The sequence below is a fragment of the Amycolatopsis ultiminotia genome, assembly GCF_039536925.1.
GTDB classification, from domain to species: domain Bacteria; phylum Actinomycetota; class Actinomycetes; order Mycobacteriales; family Pseudonocardiaceae; genus Amycolatopsis; species Amycolatopsis ultiminotia.
On record NZ_BAAAZN010000023.1, the window covers coordinates 79,803 to 101,569 of the forward strand.

The window sequence follows — 21,767 nt, forward strand, 5'->3', positions numbered from 1 at the left end:
CCGGAACCGGGATCAGCGGAACGCCGGGATCCCGGTCACCGCCTGGCCGAGCGAGAGCGCGTGCATTTCCTCGGTGCCCTCGTAGGTCAGCACCGTTTCGAGGTTCGCCATGTGCCGCATCACCGGGTACTCGAGCGAAATACCGTTCGCGCCGAGCATCGTGCGGGCGGTGCGGGCGACCTCGAGCGCGGAGCGCACGTTCGCCATCTTGCCGAAGCTGACCTGGCTGGGGTGCAGCGTCCCGGCGTCCTTCAACCGGCCGATCTGCAGTGCCACCAGTCCGGCCCGGTTGACCTCCACCAGGAGATCGGCGAGCTTGCGCTGGGTGAGCTGGAAACCGGCGAGCGGTTTGCCGAACTGCTCGCGCGAGAGCGTGTAGTCCAGTGCTGCCCGGTAGCACGCGCGCGCCGCGCCGACCACGCCGAACAGGATGCCGTAGCGGGCCTCGTTGAGGCAGGACAACGGACCACGCAGACCGCGGACTTCCGGGAACGCCGCGGATTCCGGCAGCCGCACACCGTCGAGCACGAGTTCCGCGGTGAGCGAGGCCCGCAGGGAAAGCTTGTGCTTGACCTCGTTCGCGGTGAAACCGGGCGTCGAGGTCGGTACGACGAAACCGCGGATGCCCTCGTCGGTCTGCGCCCAGACCACCGCGACGTCGGCCACGGTTCCGTTGGTGATCCACATCTTCGTGCCGGTGAGCACCCAGTCCGAGCCGTCGCGCACGGCGCGGGTGCGCATACTGCCCGGATCGCTGCCCGCGTCCGGTTCGGTCAGGCCGAAGCAGCCGAGTGCGTCACCGGAGGCCATCCGCGGGAGCCATTCCGCGCGCTGTTCCTCGCTGCCCCAGCGGTGCAGCGCGAACATCGCCAGCGAACCCTGTACGGACACGAAACTGCGCAGCCCGGAGTCCACCGCTTCCAGCTCACGGCAGGCGACGCCGTAGGCCACCGCGCTCGTACCCGCGCAGCCGTAGCCGGTGAGGTGCATGCCGAGCAGTCCGAGCGCGCCGAAGCCCTTGGCCAGCTCACGGGCGGGCAGCGCACCGCTCTCGTACCAGTCGGCGACGTGGTCGTGCAGCTGGTCACGGCCGTAGTCGCGGACCGCGTCCCGGATCGCCCGCTCGTCCTCGTCGAGAGCGGCGTCGAGGCCGAGGAAGTCCTGCGGATCCGGGCTGGTGCTCATCGATCCTCCTGAAGACGCGCGTCGATGCGGGCCTCAGAAGGAAAACACAGTGCGGTCAGCGAGGGCCCGCGGACCGGCGCGTGGGATTGGTCACGTGCTCGGCGCCGGGCGCCGCGTCGAGGTCCGCGCGGTTGCGCTGCAGCGGAATGGTGAGCACGGTGAACTGCGGGAACGGCACACTCTCGATGTCCTCGCGCCAGGCTTGGAACATCCGGCAGAGCAGGTCGGACTCGGACATCGCGTCCTCTTTCCGGGTCCGGGGGCACCGGGGGAGTGCCACACGCGGGCTGTGGAGTACCCGATCGGCACGCGGATGAAACCCGGACGGGCGAAAAGCCGGGTCGCCGCGCCGGGGGACTACCCTTGCCGGGTGTCTCGTGTGGTGATTCTCGACTACGGCTCCGGCAACCTCCGTTCCGCCGAACGCGCGGTCGCGCGCGCCGGTGCCGAGGTGGAAGTCACCGGCGACCCGCATGCCGCGGTCGAGGCGGACGGGCTGGTGGTGCCCGGTGTCGGCGCGTTCTCCGCGTGCATGGCCGGGCTGCTCGAGGTGCGCGGGGACCGGATCATCGGCAAACGGCTCGCGGGCGGGCGGCCGGTGCTGGGCATCTGCGTGGGCATGCAGATCCTGTTCGGCCGCGGCGTCGAGCACGGCGAGGAGACCGAGGGCACCGGCGAGTGGCCGGGCACGGTCGACCGGCTGCAGGCCGACGTGCTCCCGCACATGGGCTGGAACACCGTGCGCCCGCCGTCGGACTCGGAGCTGTTCGCCGGGATCGGCCCGGACGAGCGGTTCTACTTCGTGCACTCCTATGCCGCGCGGAACTGGGAGCTGGAGTCCGGGCTGCCGGGGCAGCAGCCGAAACTCACCTGGGCGCAGCACGGCGAGGACTTCGTCGCCGCGGTGGAGAACGGGCCGCTGTGGGCCACGCAGTTCCACCCGGAGAAGTCCGGGGACGCCGGTGCCGTGCTGTTGCGCAACTGGCTCGCCACGCTCTGAGCCCCGGCCGCCCTGCCTGGCCACCCGCACCGGGACGGTTCCGCCGCGCGGTTAGTCTGTGCGCGTGACTTTCACGCTCCTTCCCGCCGTTGATGTGGCCGATGGCCAGGCCGTCCGACTCGTTCAGGGCGAGGCAGGCACCGAAACGTCCTACGGCAGCCCGCTGGATGCAGCGCTGGCATGGCAGCGCGACGGCGCCGAATGGATCCACCTGGTCGACCTCGACGCGGCGTTCGGCAAGGGCAGCAACCGCGAACTGCTCGCCGAGGTCGTCGGCAGGCTCGACGTGCAGGTGGAACTGTCCGGCGGCATCCGCGACGACGCGTCGCTGGAAGCCGCACTCGGCACCGGTGCCCGCCGGGTGAACCTCGGCACCGCGGCGCTGGAGGATCCGGCCTGGACGGCGAAGGCGGTGGCCAGCTATGGCGACCGGGTGGCGATCGGCCTGGACGTGCGCATCACCGAGGCCGGGCACCGGCTGTCCGCACGCGGCTGGACCTCCGACGGCGGAGACCTGTGGGAGGTGCTGGAACGCCTTGACCGCGACGGCGCCAGCCGGTACGTGGTCACCGACGTGAGCAAGGACGGCACCCTGCGCGGGCCGAACCTCGACCTGCTGCGCGAGGTCACCGCGCGCACCGACGCACCGGTGATCGCGTCCGGCGGAGTGTCCAGTGTGGACGACCTGCGCGCGCTCGCCGGTCTGTCCGGCGACGGCGTCGAAGGCTCGATCGTGGGCAAGGCCCTGTACGCGGGCGCGTTCACGCTGCCGGAGGCGCTTGCCGCAGTGCGCTGAGCCTGCTCAGGCCGGGGTGAGGCCGATGCCGATGCTGCGTTCCCGGCCGCCGCGGAGGCGGCTGAAGAACATCGTCACGTGCGCCACCAGGCCGTATTTCCGGGCGATGAGCTTGTTGGCACGTTCGGTGCCGGCGGCGTCGAGCAGTCTCGCCTCGCCGCGGATTTCGGTGCCGTGGGTGCGGCCACGGATGTCACACGCCTGCAGCCGGACCTCGCCGCTGTTGCGGATGCGCTTGACCTTGCCCGCCTCGCGCGCCGACCACACCACCAGCTCGTCGCCGTCGGCTGCGGCCCACACCGGGGTGGGCACGGCGCGGCCGTCGCGGCGAAAAGTGGTGAGCAGGACGTACTTCTCCGCGGTCAGGCGCTCCCATTCGGACGGCATGCGCCGAGCGTAGCCCTCATTGGCCGAGCCAGCCGTAGTCCGGCGCCGAGTCGAGTTGCACGCCATCGGCCACCGCGACCAGCTCCTCCTGCGGGACCCGGCCGGAGGCGATCAGCCAGCGGCCGGAGGGCAGGTGCACTGCGACCGTCGCCTCCGCCGGGCCGGACGCGGCCAGATACGCCCCGGGAAGCCCGCGTACCCGCACCGGCACCGAACCACCGAGACCGGGGGCTCCGGCGCCGACCGTCACGCGCACTGCCACCTTGCCGGGTGCGGCCGGGCTGCTCGCGTCCAGCGCGGTGCCGCCGTCGTCGGGGTTGCTGCCGCGCACGGTCGTGGTCAGCTCGCGCAGCCCGGCAGGCAACGGTCCGAAACGGGCTTCGCCGCGGATCCGGGCGGGTTCGGCGGTCACCGAATCCGCCACCTGCTCGGCCACCTTCCGCGCGTCCGGCATCCCGTCGACCTCCGCGGTGAGCACGTGGCCGTCGTCGGGCATCCAGGTGAGTGTGGCCGCGGTGCCGGTCTCGCCGGTCACCATGCCGACCCGTCCGTGCACCACGACCTGGTCCTTCAGCGCCGAGATGCGCAACGCCGTCTGTGCCCACTCCGGGTCGGCGGTGGAGTGCGCCGCGAGCTCCACCGTGGCCGGTCCGGCGAGCCACCGCCGGACCTGCGGAGCGTGGCCGGGCCCGGCGGAGCGGTACTGCTCGGTGAAGCCGTCCGGCAGCCAATCCGGGGTGTAGTCCAGCACCGGGCGCCCCGCCGCGGGTTGTACGTCGGCGGGTACGTCCGATACGACGTTGAGCACCACCGGCACTCCGGCGGTCACCACGACCACCGCCGCGGCCACGGCGGCCAGCGTGAATCGCTGGCGACGCCGATGCCGGGCGCGGACGAGGGCGTTGCGCACTTCGTTGCCGTCCGGGGCGCGCTCGGCGAGCCGTTCGAGGCTGTCGCGCAGCAGCATCTCGGTCTCGTGCTCGCTCATTCTCGGACTCCGGTGGTGAGGGTGGCCGGCAGCGGGTGCACGCCGGCGCGGAGCGTGCCGAGCGCCCGGGAAATCTGGCTCCGCACGGTCGAAACGCCGCAGCGCAGCAGTTCGGCGATCTCGGCGTCGGTGTGGTTCTCGTAATAGCGCAGCACGATCGCGGCACGCTGCTTGCGCGGCAGGGTGGCCAGCAGGCCCAGCATCTCGTCCCGTTCGTCGTAGGCCGTGCTGGGATCGGCCTCGGGCGGGCTGAGCGAGTCGAGCACGGTGTGGGTCGAGGGCACCATCCGGCGCGCCGCCCGGCGCCGCCACGACAGGTACTCGTTGGTGATCATCCGGCGTACGTAGGTGGGCGGTGATTCGATCTTCGCCCAGCGTTCCTGCGCACGCAGCAGCACGTTCTGCACGATGTCCTGCGCCAGATGCGGATCGTCGGTGAGGACGGTCGCATAGCGCAGGAGCCCGTCGAGGCGCTCTGCCACGAAGTCGTCGAAGCCGGTGGTCACGTCACTCAGACGCGCGAGGGGCCGGTTTCGATGCATGGGATTTCAAATTCGGTTGCCGACGCCCCGCGAGGACGCTGCCGGGTCCGCAGCGGAGGTGGTGTCCGGGCACGCTCACGCGCAGGTCGACGGCTACGCTGAGGGCATGGCTGTGGCGGTGCGGGTGATTCCCTGTCTCGACGTCGACGCCGGCCGGGTCGTCAAGGGGGTCAACTTCGCCGGCCTGCGGGACGCGGGTGATCCGGTGGAGCTGGCGCGTCGCTACGACGCCGAGGGCGCCGACGAGCTGACCTTCCTCGACGTCACCGCGTCGTCCGGGAACCGGGAGACCACCTTCGACGTGGTCCGCCGCACTGCCGAGCAGGTCTTCATCCCGCTCACCGTCGGTGGCGGCGTGCGCTCGGGTGAGGACGTGAACCGGTTGCTGCGCACCGGGGCGGACAAGGTGAGCATCAACACGGCCGCGATCGAGCGCCCGGAGCTGCTGCGCGAGGCGTCCCGGCGGTTCGGCGCACAGTGCATCGTGCTGTCGGTGGACGCCCGGCGGGTGCCGGACGGCGATGAGCCGACGCCGTCCGGTTTCGAGGTGACCACGCACGGCGGCCGCCGCGGCACCGGCATCGACGCCGTGGAGTGGGCCGCGCGCGGCGAGGAGCTGGGCGTGGGGGAGATCCTGCTGAACTCGATGGACGCCGACGGCACCAAATCCGGTTTCGACCTGGAGCTGATCGGACTGGTGCGCAAGGCGGTGCGGGTGCCGGTGATCGCCAGCGGCGGTGCCGGTCGCCTCGAGCACTTCCCGCCCGCGGTACGGGCAGGTGCGGACGCCGTGCTCGCGGCCAGCGTATTCCACTTCGGACAGTTGAAGATCGGCGACGTGAAGGACACACTGCGGGCGGACGGGGTGGTCGTGCGATGACGCTCGAGGAGCAGGTCTCGGCACGGCTCAAGCGCACCGAGGACGGCCTGATCGCCGCGGTCGTCGTGGAGCACTCGACGTCCGACGTGCTGATGATGGCCTGGATGAACGACGAGGCGCTCGCCGCGACCCTGGCCACCCGCCGCGGCACCTACTGGTCCCGCAGCCGCCAGGAGCTGTGGGTGAAGGGCGAGACCTCCGGCCACGTGCAACACGTGCGAGAGGTCCGCATCGACTGCGACGGCGACACCGTGCTGCTGCGCGTGGACCAGACCGGCCCGGCCTGCCACACCGGCACGCACACCTGTTTCGACACCGAAGAACGCCTGCTGCTCGCCGAAGAAGGAGAAGCATCCCGGTGACCGTGGTCGCGAACGTGCTGGTCGGTCTCGTCGCACTGATCCACCTCTGCATCGTGGTGCTCGAGATGGTCCTGTGGACCACCCCGCGTGCCCGCGCCGCGTTCGGCACCACCGAGGCGTTCGCACGGGAGAGCAAGGCACTCGCCGCGAATCAGGGCCTCTACAACGGGTTTCTGGCGCTGGCGCTGATCTGGGGCCTGCTCGCGAGCGACCCGGCCGGCTTCCAGCTCAAGCTGTACGGCCTGGTCTGCGTGATCGTCGCCGGCCTCTACGGCGCCGCGACGGCCGCCAGGCGGATCCTGGTCGTGCAGGCGCTGCCGGGTGTGCTGGCGCTGGTGTTCCTGCTGCTCGCGCGTTGACCCGCGGCAGGGCGCTCAGTCGATGTCGCCGGTGAGGTATCGCTGCAGGGTCGGGCCCACCGCGGCGACCAGGGTGTCCACCGTGGCCGAGGCCATCGGCTCGAATCCGGCGACGTAGCGGATCAGGCCCATGCCCACGAGCTGGGAAGCGCACAGCGTGGTGCGGAATTCCGGGCGGTCGGTGCCGATGCCGCCGATCAGCTCGGCGAAGAAGCCGGAGAAGAACGAGCGCAGTGCGGAAGTTGCGACCTCGTGGCCGGTGAGGCTGCGCATGAGTGCCTGGAACTGGTTGCCGCCCGCGCCGTCCCATCGGGTCACGAAGGTGCGGGCGATCCGGAAACCCAGCTCCTCGTCCGGCCCCGCGCGCAGTTCGGGGACCAGTTCGTTCGGTGAGAACGGAAGCTTCAGCACGGCCTGTGCGAACAGCCCGTCCTTCCCGCCGAACCAGTGGTTGACCATGGCCGCGTCGACACCGGCACGGGCCGCGATGGCGCGGACCGTCGCGCGTTCGTAGCCGTTCTCGCCGAACACCGCGCGAGCGGCCGTCAGCAGTGCAGCGCGGGTGTCCTGTCCGGCCGGACGGCGGCCGCGACGGCGCGAGGTAGTGTCTTCGGTGCTCACCGGTCCATCTTGACCGGTTCGCGGCCGTAATTCAACATTGGTTGAATTCTGTCGCCCCGCCCGTCCGCCGCCGCGGCTGCCGCGGCACAATGAGGACATGGTCAGCTCAGCAGCCACCGCAGCCGGTCCCGGTGTGGTCAGCCCTTCCCGCGCCGAATTCCGCGCCCTCGCCGAAGGCCGCCGCGTGATCCCCGTGGTGCGCCGGGTGCTCGCCGACGGTGAAACGCCGCTCGGCGTGTACCGCAAGCTCGCCGCCGACCGGCCGGGCACATTCCTCTTCGAATCGGCGGAGAACGGGAAATCGTGGTCGCGCTGGTCGTTCGTCGGGGTCCGCAGCCCGGCTGCGCTCACCGTCCGCGACGGGCGTGCGGTGTGGACCGGCACGCCGCCGGTCGGCCTGCCCACCGAGGGTGACCCGCTGCAGGTGCTGCGCGAGACCGTCGAGGCGCTGCACAGCGAACCGCTGCCGGGCCTGCCCCCGCTGACCGGCGGGATGGTCGGCTACATCGGCTACGACGCGGTGCGCTGGCTGGAGAAGCTGCCCGAACTGGCCGAACGGGACCTCGACATCCCCGAGATGACCATGCTGCTGGCCACCGACCTCGCGGCGTTCGACCACCACGAGGGCACCGTCACGCTGATCGCGAACGCGGTCAACTGGGACGACTCGCCGGAACGCGTGGACGCCGCCTATGACGACGCGCTGGCCCGGCTGTCGGCGATGACCGTGGAACTGGGCGTGCCGGCGCCGCCCACGGTGGCGACGTTCAGCCGTCCGTCGCCGGAGTTCGTCCGCTGCCGCACCAAGGAGGACCACCACGTCGCCATCGAGAAGGCGGTGGAGGCGATCAAGGCGGGCGAAGCGTTCCAGGTGGTGCCTTCGCAACGGTTCGAGATGGAGACCGGTGCCGACGCACTGGACGTCTACCGCGTGCTGCGCACCTCGAACCCCAGCCCGTACATGTACCTGCTGCGGCTGGACGGGTTCGACATCGTCGGTTCGAGCCCGGAGGCACTGGTCACGGTGCGCGACGGACGCGCGACCACGCATCCGATCGCAGGCACCCGCTGGCGCGGCGCGGACCCGGAGGAGGACGCGCAGCTGGCGAAGGACCTGCTGGCGGACGGCAAGGAACGGGCAGAGCATCTGATGCTCGTCGACCTCGGCCGCAACGACCTCGGCAAGGTCTGCAAACCGGGCACCGTGCGGGTGGTCGACTTCTTCCAGATCGAGCGCTACAGCCACGTGATGCACATCGTGTCCACGGTGACCGGTGAGCTGGCCGAGGGCCGCACCGCCTTCGACGCCGTCGCGGCCTGCTTCCCGGCGGGCACGCTGTCGGGTGCGCCGAAGGTGCGTGCGATGGAGCTGATCGAGGAACTGGAACCGGTACGCCGCGGCCTGTACGGCGGAGTGGTCGGCTACCTGGACTTCGCCGGCGACGCCGACACCGCAATCGCGATCCGCACCGCACTGATGCGCGACGGGGTCGCCTACGTCCAGGCAGGCGGCGGCGTGGTGGCCGATTCGGTCGCGGACTACGAGGACACCGAATCGCTGAACAAGGCCCGCACGGTGCTGTCCGCGGTAGCCGCCGCCAACACCATGACCCCGGCAGGCCACCTGAACCCAGCCGAGGACGCGGCTGGTGTCTGAGCAACCGGAACCCCCGCCCCGCCCCAGCCCACCACCAAACCCAGCGGCCGCGGCCCCGACTGGCCCACCGGACCCCGCCGGGCCGACCGCCCCCGCCGGGACCCCGGGTCCCGCCGTGGTGCCGGACCGTACTGGGTCGCCGGACCGGGTTGGGGCATCGGATCCCGCCGGGCCGACCGATCCCGCCGGGACCCCGGATCCCGCCGTGGTGCCGGATCGTGCTGGGTCGCCGGACCGGGTTGATGCATCGGACCCCACCGCGGAGACGGACCTGACCGCGGCGCGAAACTCGCCCCCGGCGCCCACCTCCGAAACCCCCGCCGGCGCAGCTGCACAGCGGCAGGACGAGGCGCCCTCCGGCCCCCTCGCGCCCTCGGCCACCCGCAACGACCCCGCCCGTCCGCAGGATGACCGCGCCCTTTCGCGCGGTGAGCCCGCCCTTTCGCGCGATGAATCGGCCCCTTCGCAGGGCGACTCCGCCCTTTCGCGCGACGACTCCGTCCGTTCGCAGGATGACGGTGCCCCTTCGCAGGACGAACCCGCCCTTTCGCGCGGTGCCTCGGCTCGTCCGGTTGCGGAGGACGTCACCGCTGCCACCGGTGGGTCTGCGTCATCCCCGGCCGAGCCGGGCGGGCGTTCCTCGAAGCGTCCACTGTGGACGATGATACTGGCCCTCCTCCTCGGTGCGCTCGCGTTGTGGGGTGCTTCCCGGCTGGTGTGGTTCGCCGAGTTTCGCGACGAAGGGGTTCGCGGGGTCGTGCAGTACACCGAGAACGGTGCACAGCGCGCCACCGCGCTCGTGCCGCTCGCGTTGCTCGCGCTGGCCGGGGTCGCCGGGGTGATCGCCACCGGCGGGTGGGCTCGGCGGCTGCTCGGTGTGGTGCTCGTACTGGCCGGGGCCGCCGGGGTCTGGAGCGGGGTGACCGGCGTTCACTTCGGGTCCGGGCCGGGGTTGCCCGGCACCGAAATCCTGCTCGGGCACGGGCTTGCCACGCTGGGCGGAATTCTCGTGGCCCTCGGCGGGTTGGCAGCGGTCAAGTGGGCGGGCACCGCGAAGCGGCTCGGCGCGCGGTATTCCGCGCCCGGCGCGAAACGGGTGCGCCGTGATCCGGACACCGAGTTGTGGGAGGCACTTTCCGGCGGCACCGATCCGACCGACCCTGCCGGGCAACCCGGAACGGGTCGCTCTTCGAGCGGGGGTTAGCATCGTTTCGGCGGGAAGGGGAAGGTTTTTGTGAGCGAGCTTGCGAGTGAACCCAGGAGTTCGGCACGGGGTGGGGGCGCCCGGTGAGCGTGCTCGAAGACATCGTCGCCGGCGTGCGGGAGGACCTCGCACAGCGGGAATCCGTGCTGCCCTTCGACGAATTGAAGGCCAAGGCGGCGCAGGCCGCGCCCCCGCGTGACGTGATGACCGCGCTGCGCGAGTCCGGGATCGGCGTGATCGCCGAGGTGAAGCGGCGCAGCCCGTCCAAGGGCGACCTCGCCCCGATCCCCGACCCCGCGGAGCTGGCCAAGGACTACCAGGACGCCGGCGCCCGCGTGATCAGCGTGCTCACCGAGCAGCGCCGGTTCGGCGGATCGCTGGCCGACCTCGACGCGGTGCGCGCCGCGGTGGACGTCCCGGTGCTGCGCAAGGACTTCGTGGTCAGCCCGTACCAGGTGCACGAGGCACGGCTGCACGGCGCGGACATGGTCCTGCTGATCGTCGCCGCGCTGGAGCAGAACGCGCTCGCCGCGCTGCTCGATCGCGTCGAATCGCTCGGCATGACCGCGCTGGTGGAGATCCACAACGCCGAGGAAGCCGATCGCGCGCTCGAGGTGGGCGCGAAGGTCATCGGCGTGAACGCCCGCAATCTGCACACTCTCGAAGTGGACCGGGACGTGTTCTCCCGTCTCGCCCCCGGCCTGCCGATGGAAGTGTTCAAGGTCGCCGAGTCCGGTGTGCGCGGCCCCGGTGACCTGATGTCGTATGCGGGGCACGGCGCGGACGCGGTGCTGGTCGGCGAGGGCCTGGTCGCTTCGGGTGACCCGAAGGGCGCCGTGGTCAAGCTGGTCACCGCCGGTTCGCATCCGGCGTGCCCGAGGCCGTCGCGGTGACCGGAGAGCACCACCGGCACGACCCGGACGAGCGCGGTTACTACGGCCCGTACGGCGGCCGGTTCATGCCGGAGGCGCTGATCGGCGTGGTCGACGAGGTTGCGGCGGAGTACGAGAAGGCCCGCCACGACCCGGACTTCACCGACGAGCTGCACCGGCTGCTGAACGACTACGCGGGCAGGCCGTCGCTGCTCACCGAGGCCAAGCGGTTCGGCGAGCACGCCGGCGGTGCACGGGTGTTCCTCAAGCGCGAGGACCTCAACCACACCGGCTCGCACAAGATCAACAACGTGCTGGGCCAGGCGCTGCTCACCAAGCGGATGGGCAAGAAGCGGGTGATCGCGGAGACCGGCGCCGGTCAGCACGGCGTGGCCGCGGCCACCGCGTGTGCGCTGCTCGATCTCGAATGCATCGTCTACATGGGCGAGGTGGACGTCGAGCGGCAGGCGCTCAACGTCGCGCGGATGAAGCTGCTGGGCGCCGAGGTCGTTGCGGTCAAGACGGGTTCGCGCACGCTCAAGGACGCGATCAACGAGACGCTGCGCGACTGGGTCGCCAACGCCGACACCACGCACTACGTGTTCGGCACCGCGGCAGGGCCGTACCCGTTCCCGATGATGGTGCGCAACTTCCACCGCGTCATCGGCGAGGAGGCCCGCGCGCAGATCCTGGAGAAGGCCGGACGGCTGCCGGACGTGGTGGCCGCGTGCGTCGGCGGCGGTTCGAACGCGATCGGCATCTTCTCCGGTTTCTACGACGATCCGGATGTGCGGCTGGTCGGGCTGGAGCCCGGCGGCGAGGGCGTCGACGGTATCCGGCACGGCGCCACGCTCACCAAGGGCAGCCCCGGCAACCTGCACGGCGCGATGTCGTACCTGCTGCAGGACGAGGACGGCCAGACCGTGGAGTCGCACTCCATCTCGGCCGGGCTGGACTACCCCGGCGTCGGCCCGGAACACTCCTGGCTCAAGGACACCGGGCGTGCCGAATACCGCCCGGTCACCGACGCCGAGGCGATGGACGCCTTCCGGTTGCTCTCGCGCACCGAGGGCATCATCCCGGCGATCGAATCGGCGCATGCGCTGGCAGGCGCCCTGGTGCTGGGCCGTGAGCTGGGACCGGAGGGCCTGATCGTGGTCAACCTCTCCGGGCGGGGCGACAAGGACATGGACACCGCGGCGAAGTGGTTCGGGCTCGTGGACGGGGAGGACAAGTGAGCGGCCTCGACGAGCTGTTCGCGGCGACGCGGGCGGAACACCGGGCTGCGCTCATCGGCTACCTGCCCGCCGGGTTCCCGACCGTGGCAGGGTCGAAGGATCTGCTGGCCGCGACGGTCGACGGTGGCGCGGACCTGGTCGAGGTCGGCGTGCCGTACTCCGATCCGGTGATGGACGGGCCCACCATCCAGGCGGCCGCCGAGGCGGCGCTGGACGGCGGCTTCCGGCTGAAGCAGCTGTTCGAGGTCGTCGAGTCGGTGTCCGCGCGGGGCGGCCGGGCCGTGGTGATGACCTACTGGAACCCGGTGCACCGCTACGGTGTGGACGCGTTCGCCCGCGACCTCGCCTCGGCAGGCGGCCTCGGCATGATCACCCCGGACCTGATCCCGGACGAGGCGCAGGAGTGGACCGCGGCCTCGCAGGCCTACGGGCTGGACCGGATCTTCCTGGTCGCGCCGTCCTCGTCGGAGGAACGGCTCGCGAAGACCACCGCCGCGGCCTCCGGCTTCGTCTACGCCACGGCGGTCATGGGCGTCACGGGCGCCCGCGACACGGTCGGCGTGCACGCGGAGGACCTGGTCCGCCGCACCCGGGCACACACCGAACTGCCGATCGGGGTCGGTCTCGGCGTCCGATCCCGCGAGCAGGCTGCCAAGGTGGCCGGCTTCGCGGATGCGGTCATCGTCGGATCCGCCCTGGTCACCGCGGCCGCCCACGGTCCGGACGGGGTACGCGGGCTGGCCGGTGAACTCGCCGAAGGCGTGCGCGAGGCCGTCACCCCGGCCTGAGGATCGCCCTCCGCCGGCTCGCGGCGCCGAAACTGTCGGTGGTCGCTCGTACTCTCTCGGTATGCAGAGGAACCGAGAGGGACACGACCGGACAAGACAGATCGGGCCCGGCGCGAGACCGGGCGCGGGCGGAGGTGGACCGCCGTAGTTTCGCGGGCAGCTGCCGGGGCTTGCGTGAGCAGTTTCCGTGGCTTCGTGGGCGGTTGGCCTGGCTTCGCGGCCGGTTGTACGCATCGTGTACGGCACGCGTGCACCGTGCCGGGCATGGCTTTCGACATCGGGCAACTGCCTCGGCGGACGTTCCTGCGTGGTGTGGCAGGTGTCAGTGCCGCGGCGGCCGGGCTCGTGCTGCCGGGGATGGCGTCGGCCGCGGACGAGCCGCGGATCTACCGCTGCGCCGAGTGGGGCGCCCGCCCGCCTGCGGAGCCGCTCACCACGCTCGACCATCCGGCCGATCGGGTGCTCATCCACCACATCGCGTGCCCCAACAGCACGGACTACTCACTCGCACACGCATTCCAGGTGGCGCGTGACGATCAGGCCGACCATATGGACAACAACGGCTGGTCCGACACCGGCCAGCACTTCACCGTCACCCGCGGCGGCTACCGGCTGGAAGGCAGGCACGGCAGCCTCGACGCGCTGCGCAGTGGCACGAAGATCGTCCGCGCCGCGCACTGCCCCGGCCAGAACGACAACGCGATCGGCATCGAGAACGAAGGCACTTACACGGAGGTGGAACCACCCGAGGCACAGTGGGAATCGCTGGTGGTGTTCGTGGCGCACGTGTGCCGCCAGTACGGCATCCCGGCCGAGGAGATCAACGGCCACCGCGACTACTACAACACCGATTGTCCAGGCGACAAGCTGTACGCCCGGCTGCCCGAACTCCGGTCCCGCGTCGCACAGGAACTGACCGGCTGACCCTGGGAAACAGGCTTCCGGCCGGCGAGAGACGGGAACGCGGCAACCTGCACACCCTCGAAGTGGACCGGGACGTGTTCTCCCGTCTCGCCCCCGGCCTGCCGATGGAGGTGTTCAAGGTCGTCGAGTCCGGCGTGCGCGACGCCGCCGACCTGATGTCGTATGGCGGTGCACAGCGCGGGTGCGGCGCCGGCCGGCGAGCGCCTGGTCGCTTCGGCTCGTGGTGAGCTGGGTTGGGTGAACGGAGCTGTGGCGGGCCGGGTTGGGGCGAGTGAGGCCGGTTGTACGGCGCGGGCGCCGTGGGTTGCTGGTGGTGTGATTGAGGTGGGTTGCTGGTGCTGCGGTGGTTGTGGGTTGCTGGTGCTGCGGCGACCGCGGACCGTAGTGGCCTAGTGGCCTAGTGGCCTAGTGGCCTAGTGGCCTAGTGGCCTAGTGGCCTAGTGGCCTAGTGGCCCAGTGGCCCGGTGCGGTCCCGGTGCGGTTGGTGGCGCGGTGTGGTCGGTAGTGGTCGGTAGTGGTCGGGGTGCTGTGGTCCGGTGTGGTGGTTGATGGTTGTGCAACGGTCAGGGTTCTGGTGGTGCCGAGGTCGCGAGGTGCCATGGCGCGGGCGCGCTCAGTGGTGGTCTGGCGTGGTCGTCGTTGGTGGGTCGGTCGGCGGGTGGTCGTGTGGTGGCCCGGGTCGCGGTGGCCCGCAGTGGTGGTTGCGGGTTGTGGTGGCCGGGTGTTGTGGGTGGTGGCAGTCGTGGTGGCTCCCCTCGTGTGGTTCGTGGGCTGTGGTGGGGTTGGCGATCGGCGTTGGGAGGTGTGGTCGGCTGGTCAGTGCAGCCAGCGCATCACCGTGCACAGTTCGTCGGGGGAGAGGGTGCCCAGTTCGGCCAGTTCGGCGCGGCGGATGTCCATCAGGGTCGTGGCCAGCTGGGGGCCGAAGGATCCGGGGAGGACGTCGTCCGCTTCGAATGCGGTGACGGCTTCGGCCAGGGATCTCGGCAGGCGCGTGACGCCGGCGGCAGCTGCGGCAGCCGGGTCGAGGGTGCCCGGGTCCACGTCGACCGGGGCGGGCAGCGTTGCGCCCGTGTCGAGGCCCGCCATGCCTGCGAACAGCACGGCGGCCACCACGAGGTACGGGTTGGCGGTGAGGTCGAAGCACTTCACCTCCAGGTTCGCCGCCGTCTCGCGTTGACCGGCCGCACCGCGGATCAGCCGGAGTGGTGCTTCGCGGTTTTCCAGTCCCCACGCGGTGAACACGCCTGCCCAGTGGTGGGGTTCCAGGCGCAGGTAGCTGATCACCGACGGCGCACCCACCGCGAGCAGCGCGGGCAGCCGGATGAGGATCCCGGCGCCGAACGACGCTGCGGTGCCGGTGAGTCCGAAGGTTCCGGTTCCGCCCGCGCACAGGTTCCGTTCACCGTCCCACAAGCTCAGGTGCAGATGTCCGCCGTTGCCCACGCCGCCGGGGGCGAACTTCGGCGTGAACGACGCCCGCAGCCCGTGCGCGGCACTGACCGTGCGCACGGTTTCCCGGGTCAGCACCGCCAGGTCTGCCGCGCGCACCGGATCCGTTGCGGTGACTGACAATTCGAACTGACCCGCGGCGTACTCGGGGTGGATCTGCGCCACCTCGACATGTTGACTGTCCAAAGCGGACACCAATGCGCGGAGGTAACCGGCCTGTGCGCTCAGCCGCGAGTAGCCGTACGCCGGCCCCGCCAGCGGCGCCCCGTCCGCGTCCGCCACCACCCATTCGAGCTCGAACGCCATCCGCGCAGACAACCCGCGCGCGGCAAGCCGTCCGACTGCCGCGTCGGCGAGTCCCCGCGCGTCCTGCGGATGCGGCTGCCCGTCCTGGTCGTACTTCAGCACCGGCGCCCAAGCCCACCCGGGTTGCGCGGCGAGCACGGTGAGCGCGTCGAGGTCGGGATGCAGCCGCAGATCGCCCACCGGGCCGGGCGAATGCGCGCCGGTGGCGATCGTATCAGTGCAGAGGAAGAAGTCGAACGAGTTCGACGCCCCGACACCCCACGCCGCCGCCTCGGCGAGCCGCCCCACAGGAACGGCCTTGACTCGCGAAATCCCGGAGTTGTCCACGAACGTCAGCGCGACCAGCTCCACCCCGTCGCGCGCCAACCGCCCCGCAACGTCCGCCCCCCGCCCGGCGAGCCGCGCCCGATCGAGCCGAACACCCGGGTCCGATGCCCCACCGGGGTCGGACGCTGGTGGGTTGGGCTGCGGTGTGGTTCCGGTGGGGTGTGCTGGGTCTGGCTCCAGTGAGTGTGGGCGCTGTGGTGTCCCGCCGGGGTCGGATGCTGGTGGGTTGGGCTGCGGTGTGGTTCCGGCGGGTTGCACCGCGTCGGGCGCTGCCGAGTGCGGGTGTCGTGGTGTCGCAACGGGATCGGTGGGGTCGATTGCTCTCGATCCTGGGTGGGCCGGTGTTCCGGTGGGGCGCGCCGGGAACGGTTGCGTCGAGTGTGGGTGCAGTGGGGCCCGGCCGGGATCGGTTGGGCCAGGCGCTGGTGGGTTCGGGCGGGAAGCCGTTCCGGCGGCAGGCGCCGGATCCGGTGGTGCCGAGTGGTGCGGTGCCCCGCCCGGATCGGTTGGGTCGGATGCCGGTGGGCTTGGGTGGGGTGTGGTTCCGGTGGGTCGCGCCGGGGCTGGGTGTTGTGGTGTCACAACGGGATCGGTCGGGGCAGGTGCTGCCGGGTGCGGGTGTTGTGGTGCGGCTGCGGCGGGATGTGCCGGGGCCGGTTCCGTGAAGGCCGGGTGTGGCGTGCGGCGGAAACCGTCCACGCCGGAGCCTGGCGCCGGTGGTGGGCTGGGTTTGGTGGATGGGAGTGGTTCAGGTGGTGGGCCGGGTTTGGCGGACGCGAGCGGTTCAGGTGGTGGGCTGGGTTTGGTGGGCGGGGGCGGTCCAGGCGGTGGGGCGGGCTCCGGGGCGGTGGTCGGGTCCGGTGGGGTTCGCCGGGGTGGTTGGGGGTCGGCCGGAGGCTGGCTCATCGTGCTCCCGCGAGGTTCACTGGGTGCTTCCGCGTTTCCGTCGTGAAGGAGCGCATCGTGTCAGACTTCGCGGAAGGCCGTCCAGCGGAGCGCACCGGAGCCACCGGGCCCACCGGCCCGCCGAAGTTGCGGCGGACACTTTCGGTCTGGCAGGCGGTCGGGCTGTCCGTTGCGCTCATGGCACCGAGCATGGCGGCCAACATCAACCCCCAGCAGACCGCGGCCGCGGCCGGGCGGGCGGTGCCGTTGGCGTTCCTGCTGTCCGCGGCCGGGGTGCTGCTCGTCGCGTACGGATTTGTCCGGCTCTGCCAGTACTACCAGCATGCCGGCTCGGTCTACGCGTTCGTCGGCGCGACGCTGGGCCCGCGCGCCGGAGCTGTGTCCGGTATCGGGCTGCTCGGCACCTACACCTTCTACGCCGTGGTCACCAGCTCCGCCGCGGGCACGCTCGGCACGGCCTTCCTCACGCACGTCGGCATCTGGCCGGATCCGCCGTGGTGGGGCCCGTTCGTGCTGACCGCCGCCGCGCTCGCCGGCAGCTGGCTGCTCGCGGTCGCACCGGCGAAACGCGGCACCAGCACGCTGCTCGCCGTCGAAGGCGCCACCATCGCGCTCATCCTCCTGGTCACCGTGGTGATCCTGGTCCGGCTGCTGTCCGCGGATGCCCCGTCCGGCCGGTTCACCTGGCAGGTCTTCGTTCCCGACACCGGTGTCTCCGGGGTTTTCCTCGGCGCGGTGTTCGGTTTCCTGTCCTTCGCCGGGTTCGAGGCCGCCGCCACGCTCGGCGAGGAGACCCGCGATCCGCGCCGCAACATCCCGCGCGCCATCCTCGGCACGGCCATCTTCGGCGGCGCCTACTTCGTGGTCGTGACCGCGGTGGAGATGATGGCCTTCGGCGGCGACGCCACCGCTTTCCACGGCTCGTCCTCGCTGCTCGGCGACCTCGGCAGCACGTTCGTCGGCTCCTGGGCCGGTGACGTGATCAGCGTCGGCGCCGCGATCAGCGCGTTCGGCTGCTGCCTCGCCTGCGTGGTCGGCGGCTCACGGCTGCTGTTCGCACTGGGCCGGGACGCCTTCGACGGACGCGGCATCGGCCGGCTTTCCGGCAAGGGCACGCCGGTCGCGGCCGTCACCGCGGTGGCGCTGGGCGCGGCCGTGATCATCTTGGTGTGCGCGGTTTTCTTCGGCGCAACCGCGGCCGACACCTTCTCCTGGGCAGGCTCGATCGGCACGCTCATCCTGCTGGTGATCTACGTGCTCACCACGCTCGGCGCGATCCTGCTGCTCTTCGTCCGGCGGAAGATGCGCGTTCCGTGGTGGCAGCTGGTCTTCCCGCTCGGTGCACTCGCGCTGCTCGGCTACACCGTCTACGTCAACGTCGTGCCCTATCCCACCGACGGCCCGGCGCGCTGGTTCCCGGTGGTGGCCGGCGCGGTGCTGGTGCCGGCGGTGCTCGTGGTCGTCCTGGCACCCGGCTTCGCTCGTAGGGTGGGGGCAAAGCTCGCCGAGGGAGGCGTATGACCGCACTGCTGGACTTCGTGGCCGAGTTGCCGCTGATCGACCACCACTGCCACGGCGTCGTGCCCCGTGACGTCGACCGGGACGGGTTCGAGCGGATGCTCACCGAGGCGGACACCGTTTCCCCGCTCGGTGTGTCCTTGTTCGACTCGCTCATCGGCCTCGCCGTGCGGGCACGCTGCGCGCCGGTGCTGGACCTGCCGAAACACGCAACGGCAGAGGACTACCTCACGCGCCGCGGCGAACTGGGTGCGGACGAGGTCAACCGGCGGTTCCTGCGCGGCACCGGCACCACGGATTTCCTGCTCGACGGCGGTTTCCTGGCGGCCTCCCTGACCACCACGGCCGAATTCGCACAGCTGTCGGGCGCCCGCGCGCACGACGTCGTGCGGCTGGAGCAGGTGGCCGAGGACGTAGTCCGCGCCGGGACCACCGCGGCCGGATTCGCCGCGGACTTCGACGCCGAGCTGACAAGTCGTGCGAACGGCGCGGTGGGGGTCAAGTCGATCGCGGCGTACCGGGTCGGGCTCGAACTGTCCGGTGCACGGCCGGCGCCGGTCGAGGTCTCCGATGCCGCGGGTCGCTGGCTCGCCAGGGTCGACGCCGGGGAGCCGGTCCGGCTGGCCGACGAAGTCCTGCACCGGCACCTGGTGTGGGCCGGCATCGACCGCGGGTTGCCGGTGCAGTTCCACGTCGGCTACGGCGACTCCGACGTCGACCTGCACCGCTGCGATCCGCTCCTGCTCACCGGTCTGCTGCGTGCCACCCGCGCCAGCGGCGTCCCGATCCTGCTGCTGCACAACTACCCGTTCCACCGTGGCGCGGCCTACCTCGCGCAGGTCTTCGAGCACGTCTTCGCCGACGTCGGCCTCATCACGCACAACGCCGGTTCCCGCGCGCCCGCGATCCTCGCCGAAATGCTGGAGCTGGCGCCGTTCGGCAAGCTGCTGTTCTCGACCGACGCGTTCGGCCTCGCCGAGCTCCACCACCTCGGCACCGCCCTGTTCCGCAAGGGACTGTCCGATTTCCTGCGTGCCGCGCTCACCGCCGACGAACTGTCCGAAGTGGACGCAATCCGGCTCGCCCGGCTGGCCGGGTACGAGAACGCGGCCCGGATCTACCGGCTGGAGCCCCGATGACCGAATTCCCGATCCGCTGGCGCGCGGCGCTGGCCGACGAACTGCCCGCCGCGATCGAGCTGCGGCACCGGCTGCACGCCGATCCGCGCGGTTCCGGCGAGGAGGAGGACACCGCGCGTCTGGTCACCGCGGCGATCGGAGCAGGCGAGGGCGAGCGCGCGGCCAAGACCGGCAGGCTGATCGACCTGCCGGGGGAACACCCGGGGCCCGCGGTGGCGCTGCGCGCGGAAATGGACGCGCTGCCGGTGACCGAACGGACCGGCGTGCCGTGGGCGTCGAGGTCGGGCCTGATGCACGCGTGCGGTCACGACGTGCACCTCGCGGCATTGGTCGCGGTGTGCCGCGCGGCGCAGCGGGCCGGCGTGCCGAAGCCGATCGTCGCGGTGCTCCAGCCGCGTGAGGAGACGTCGCCGTCCGGTGCGCAGGACCTGGTCGAGTCAGGGGCGCTGGAAGCGCACGACGTGGACACCGTGATCGGCGCGCACGTCCAGCCCCGGCTGCCCTACGGAGTCGTCTCGGCCGCGCCGGGGCCGGTGAACGCGTCCACCGACGAGTTCGAGATCGTCCTGCGCGGGCAGGGCGGGCACGCCGGTTACCCGCACCTGCTGCGCGATCCGGTACTGGCGCTGAGCCAGCTCGTGGTGAGCCTGCAGCAGGTGGCCAGCCGGCGGATCGACCCGGTGCACGGCGCGGTCTGCACGGTCGGCCGGATCCAGGCGGGTACGGCCGCGAACGTGGTGCCCAACAGCGCGTCCGCGCTCGGCTCGCTGCGGCTGATGCGGGGCAGCGACCGGGAGCGTGCGCTGGAAGTGCTCGCCGAGATCGTGCACGGCACGGCGCAGGCCTACGGCTGCACCGCCGAGCTGCAGATCAGCCCGTGCGAACCGGTGCTGGTGAACGATCCCGCGCTCGCCGCCGCAGCACAGGACTGGCTGTTGCGCGGCGGCGCCGACCTCGACGTGGACTTCCGTTCGTTCGGCGCGGACGACTTCGCGCACTACTGCGGCGGCGGGATGCGCGGGCTGATGCTCTTCGTCGGCCTCGGCGACACGGCCGGTGCGCGGAGCCTGCACGACGAGCTGTTCCTGCCGGGGGACGACGCGGTCGGGCAGGTCGCGGAAGCGCTGCTCGCGGGGTACCTCGCCGCGGCGTCCGGACCGGAGTACCCGGAGCTGCCCACGGCCGGTTCGTGACCACAGCTTCGGGGTTTTCTTCGGCGGCTCCCTGACCACAGCCGTACGCCGACGCGCTACGGTGGCCGCGTGTATTCCGCAGCCTTCCTGGCCACGATCCCGAGCCCCGACCGCGGGGTCTGGCACCTGGGACCGATCCCGATCCGTGCCTACGCGCTCTGCATCATCGCCGGCATCATCGTGGCGATCTGGTGGGGCGAACGACGTTGGGTGGCCCGCGGCGGCACCAAGGGCACGGTGCTCGACGTCGCCGTGTTCGCCGTGCCGTTCGGCCTGGTCGGCGGCCGGATCTACCACGTCGTCACCGATCCCGAGCTGTACTTCACCGCCGGGCGGAACCCGTGGAACGCGTTCGCCATCTGGGACGGCGGGCTCGGCATCTGGGGGGCGATCGCGCTCGGCGGGGTCGGCGCCTGGATCGCCTGCCGTCGCAAGGGCGTCCCGCTGCCGGCGCTGGCCGACGCGATCGCGCCGGGCATCGTCGCCGCACAGGCCATCGGGCGGCTCGGCAACTACTTCAACCAGGAGCTCTACGGCGCGCACACCGATCTGCCGTGGGGGCTGGAGATCTACCAGCGGTTCAACCCGGCCAACCCGGACGATGCGCTCAACGGGGTCGCGACCGGGCACATCCCGCTGCCGGACAGCCCGGTGCACCCCACGTTCCTCTACGAGCTGATCTGGAACCTGCTCATCGCGGCGCTCGTGGTGTGGGCCGACCGCCGGTTCAAGCTCGGCCACGGCCGTGCCTTCGCGCTGTACGTCGCCGGCTACACCGTGGGCCGCTGCTGGATCGAGCTGATGCGCACGGACACCGCCAACCACATCCTCGGCCTGCGGGTCAACGTGTGGACCTCGATCCTGGTCTTCGCCGGAGCCGCGGTGTACCTGGTCCTGGCCGGCCGCCGCGGCCCCCGCGAGATCCCGGAATCCTTGCGCAGCAAGGACGATGAGCGCAACGCACCGGACACTGCGGACGAGCCCGGGTCCACTTCGGACGCTGAGACCGCGGACGAGGTGGGCGCGTCGGCCACGCCGGAAGCGGACCGCGAAGCCAGGGACGAGGTGGGCGCGTCGGCCACGCCGGAACGCGAGAAGCCCGCCGACTCCTGACATCCACCGC

22 protein-coding genes and 1 pseudogene are annotated in these 21,767 nt (G+C 71.4%); 16 read left to right on the forward strand and 7 right to left on the reverse strand.

Translation table 11 applies throughout. The annotated features are described in order from the left end of the window. Positions 1-12: 12 nt before the first annotated feature. Positions 13-1,185: an acyl-CoA dehydrogenase family protein gene (locus tag ABD793_RS36680; RefSeq protein WP_344868038.1), complete on the reverse strand. Its 1,173-nt coding sequence runs from the start codon at positions 1,183-1,185 to the stop codon at positions 13-15. A gap of 55 nt (positions 1,186-1,240) precedes the next feature. After that, positions 1,241-1,423 carry a hypothetical protein gene (locus tag ABD793_RS36685; protein WP_344868039.1) on the reverse strand — a complete coding sequence of 61 codons (183 nt, stop codon included), beginning with the start codon at positions 1,421-1,423 and terminating at the stop codon, positions 1,241-1,243. A gap of 141 nt (positions 1,424-1,564) precedes the next feature. On the opposite strand from ABD793_RS36685, the gene hisH reads away from it, so the two are divergent. Both hisH and priA read left to right on the forward strand, forming a co-directional pair. Beyond that, complete coding sequence (gene hisH, locus ABD793_RS36690) at positions 1,565-2,185, forward strand: imidazole glycerol phosphate synthase subunit HisH (protein WP_344868106.1); 621 nt, start codon at positions 1,565-1,567, stop codon at positions 2,183-2,185. 64 nt (positions 2,186-2,249) lie between these two features. Further along, positions 2,250-2,981 (forward strand): bifunctional 1-(5-phosphoribosyl)-5-((5-phosphoribosylamino)methylideneamino)imidazole-4-carboxamide isomerase/phosphoribosylanthranilate isomerase PriA, encoded by a 732-nt coding sequence (gene priA, locus ABD793_RS36695; protein ID WP_344868040.1) that lies wholly within the window; start codon positions 2,250-2,252, stop codon positions 2,979-2,981. 6 nt (positions 2,982-2,987) lie between these two features. Here the strand turns inward: priA and ABD793_RS36700 are convergent, their stop codons facing one another. From ABD793_RS36700 to ABD793_RS36710, 3 genes are read right to left on the reverse strand one after another with little or no spacing between them, the layout of a single operon-like run. Continuing rightward, positions 2,988-3,368, reverse strand: a complete 381-nt coding sequence (locus ABD793_RS36700) for a PPOX class F420-dependent oxidoreductase (protein ID WP_344868041.1) — start codon at positions 3,366-3,368, stop codon at positions 2,988-2,990. A 16-nt stretch (positions 3,369-3,384) separates the two neighbouring features. Beyond that, on the reverse strand, positions 3,385-4,356 hold the full coding sequence (locus ABD793_RS36705) for a hypothetical protein (protein WP_344868042.1): 972 nt from the start codon (positions 4,354-4,356) through the stop codon (positions 3,385-3,387). Then, the gene (locus tag ABD793_RS36710; RefSeq protein ID WP_425548834.1) at positions 4,353-4,898 is read right to left on the reverse strand and encodes a SigE family RNA polymerase sigma factor; all 546 of its coding nucleotides are present in this window, start codon (positions 4,896-4,898) and stop codon (positions 4,353-4,355) included. Before ABD793_RS36710 ends, ABD793_RS36705 begins: the two co-directional genes overlap by 4 nt. Before the next feature lie 106 nt (positions 4,899-5,004). Here ABD793_RS36710 and hisF point away from each other — a divergent pair, with 106 nt between their 5' ends. From hisF to ABD793_RS36725, 3 genes are read left to right on the forward strand one after another with little or no spacing between them, the layout of a single operon-like run. Then, positions 5,005-5,778 (forward strand): imidazole glycerol phosphate synthase subunit HisF, encoded by a 774-nt coding sequence (gene hisF, locus ABD793_RS36715; RefSeq protein WP_344868045.1) that lies wholly within the window; start codon positions 5,005-5,007, stop codon positions 5,776-5,778. After that, positions 5,775-6,140, forward strand: a complete 366-nt coding sequence (hisI, locus tag ABD793_RS36720; protein WP_344868047.1) for a phosphoribosyl-AMP cyclohydrolase — start codon at positions 5,775-5,777, stop codon at positions 6,138-6,140. The genes hisF and hisI overlap by 4 nt, the downstream gene beginning before the upstream one ends. Then, entirely contained in the window at positions 6,137-6,499 is a 363-nt protein-coding gene (locus ABD793_RS36725) for a DUF1304 domain-containing protein (protein WP_344868049.1), read from the forward strand. The genes hisI and ABD793_RS36725 overlap by 4 nt, the downstream gene beginning before the upstream one ends. A 15-nt stretch (positions 6,500-6,514) precedes the next feature. Here ABD793_RS36725 and ABD793_RS36730 read toward each other — a convergent pair whose 3' ends face one another. Next, complete coding sequence (locus tag ABD793_RS36730) at positions 6,515-7,120, reverse strand: TetR/AcrR family transcriptional regulator (RefSeq protein WP_344868050.1); 606 nt, start codon at positions 7,118-7,120, stop codon at positions 6,515-6,517. A 97-nt stretch (positions 7,121-7,217) separates the two neighbouring features. Between ABD793_RS36730 and ABD793_RS36735 the strand changes: the two genes are divergently transcribed. The 7 genes and pseudogenes from ABD793_RS36735 to ABD793_RS36765 form a co-directional block, all read left to right on the forward strand. Then, positions 7,218-8,777, forward strand: a complete 1,560-nt coding sequence (locus tag ABD793_RS36735; RefSeq protein ID WP_344868051.1) for an anthranilate synthase component I — start codon at positions 7,218-7,220, stop codon at positions 8,775-8,777. Between the two features lie 661 nt (positions 8,778-9,438). Then, positions 9,439-9,981 (forward strand): Trp biosynthesis-associated membrane protein, encoded by a 543-nt coding sequence (locus ABD793_RS36740; protein ID WP_344868052.1) that lies wholly within the window; start codon positions 9,439-9,441, stop codon positions 9,979-9,981. A gap of 83 nt (positions 9,982-10,064) precedes the next feature. Then, the gene (gene trpC, locus ABD793_RS36745) at positions 10,065-10,874 is read left to right on the forward strand and encodes an indole-3-glycerol phosphate synthase TrpC (RefSeq protein WP_344868053.1); all 810 of its coding nucleotides are present in this window, start codon (positions 10,065-10,067) and stop codon (positions 10,872-10,874) included. After that, a complete protein-coding gene (gene trpB, locus ABD793_RS36750) occupies positions 10,853-12,091 on the forward strand; it encodes a tryptophan synthase subunit beta (protein ID WP_344868054.1) in 1,239 nt (412 codons plus the stop codon). The genes trpC and trpB overlap by 22 nt, the downstream gene beginning before the upstream one ends. Then, entirely contained in the window at positions 12,088-12,879 is a 792-nt protein-coding gene (trpA, locus tag ABD793_RS36755; RefSeq protein ID WP_344868055.1) for a tryptophan synthase subunit alpha, read from the forward strand. The genes trpB and trpA overlap by 4 nt, the downstream gene beginning before the upstream one ends. Before the next feature lie 264 nt (positions 12,880-13,143). Further along, positions 13,144-13,803, forward strand: a complete 660-nt coding sequence (locus tag ABD793_RS36760; RefSeq protein WP_344868056.1) for a peptidoglycan recognition protein family protein — start codon at positions 13,144-13,146, stop codon at positions 13,801-13,803. 44 nt (positions 13,804-13,847) lie between these two features. After that, positions 13,848-14,019, forward strand: a pseudogene (locus tag ABD793_RS36765) (indole-3-glycerol-phosphate synthase TrpC); the annotation flags it as partial. Between the two features lie 600 nt (positions 14,020-14,619). On the opposite strand, the gene ABD793_RS36770 reads toward ABD793_RS36765, so the two are convergent. Continuing rightward, on the reverse strand, positions 14,620-15,927 hold the full coding sequence (locus tag ABD793_RS36770; protein WP_344868057.1) for a type I glutamate--ammonia ligase: 1,308 nt from the start codon (positions 15,925-15,927) through the stop codon (positions 14,620-14,622). A 924-nt stretch (positions 15,928-16,851) separates the two neighbouring features. Here ABD793_RS36770 and ABD793_RS36775 point away from each other — a divergent pair. The 4 genes from ABD793_RS36775 to lgt all read left to right on the forward strand — a co-directional run bounded on the left by ABD793_RS36775 (position 16,852) and on the right by lgt (position 21,757). Further along, the gene (locus tag ABD793_RS36775; protein WP_344868059.1) at positions 16,852-18,315 is read left to right on the forward strand and encodes an APC family permease; all 1,464 of its coding nucleotides are present in this window, start codon (positions 16,852-16,854) and stop codon (positions 18,313-18,315) included. Beyond that, positions 18,312-19,451, forward strand: a complete 1,140-nt coding sequence (locus tag ABD793_RS36780) for an amidohydrolase family protein (protein ID WP_344868060.1) — start codon at positions 18,312-18,314, stop codon at positions 19,449-19,451. The genes ABD793_RS36775 and ABD793_RS36780 overlap by 4 nt, the downstream gene beginning before the upstream one ends. After that, a complete protein-coding gene (locus ABD793_RS36785; protein WP_344868062.1) occupies positions 19,448-20,644 on the forward strand; it encodes a M20 metallopeptidase family protein in 1,197 nt (398 codons plus the stop codon). The genes ABD793_RS36780 and ABD793_RS36785 overlap by 4 nt, the downstream gene beginning before the upstream one ends. Positions 20,645-20,713: 69 nt before the next feature. Continuing rightward, positions 20,714-21,757 carry a prolipoprotein diacylglyceryl transferase gene (gene lgt / locus ABD793_RS36790; protein WP_344868063.1) on the forward strand — a complete coding sequence of 348 codons (1,044 nt, stop codon included), beginning with the start codon at positions 20,714-20,716 and terminating at the stop codon, positions 21,755-21,757. The last annotated feature ends 10 nt before the right edge of the window (positions 21,758-21,767 follow it).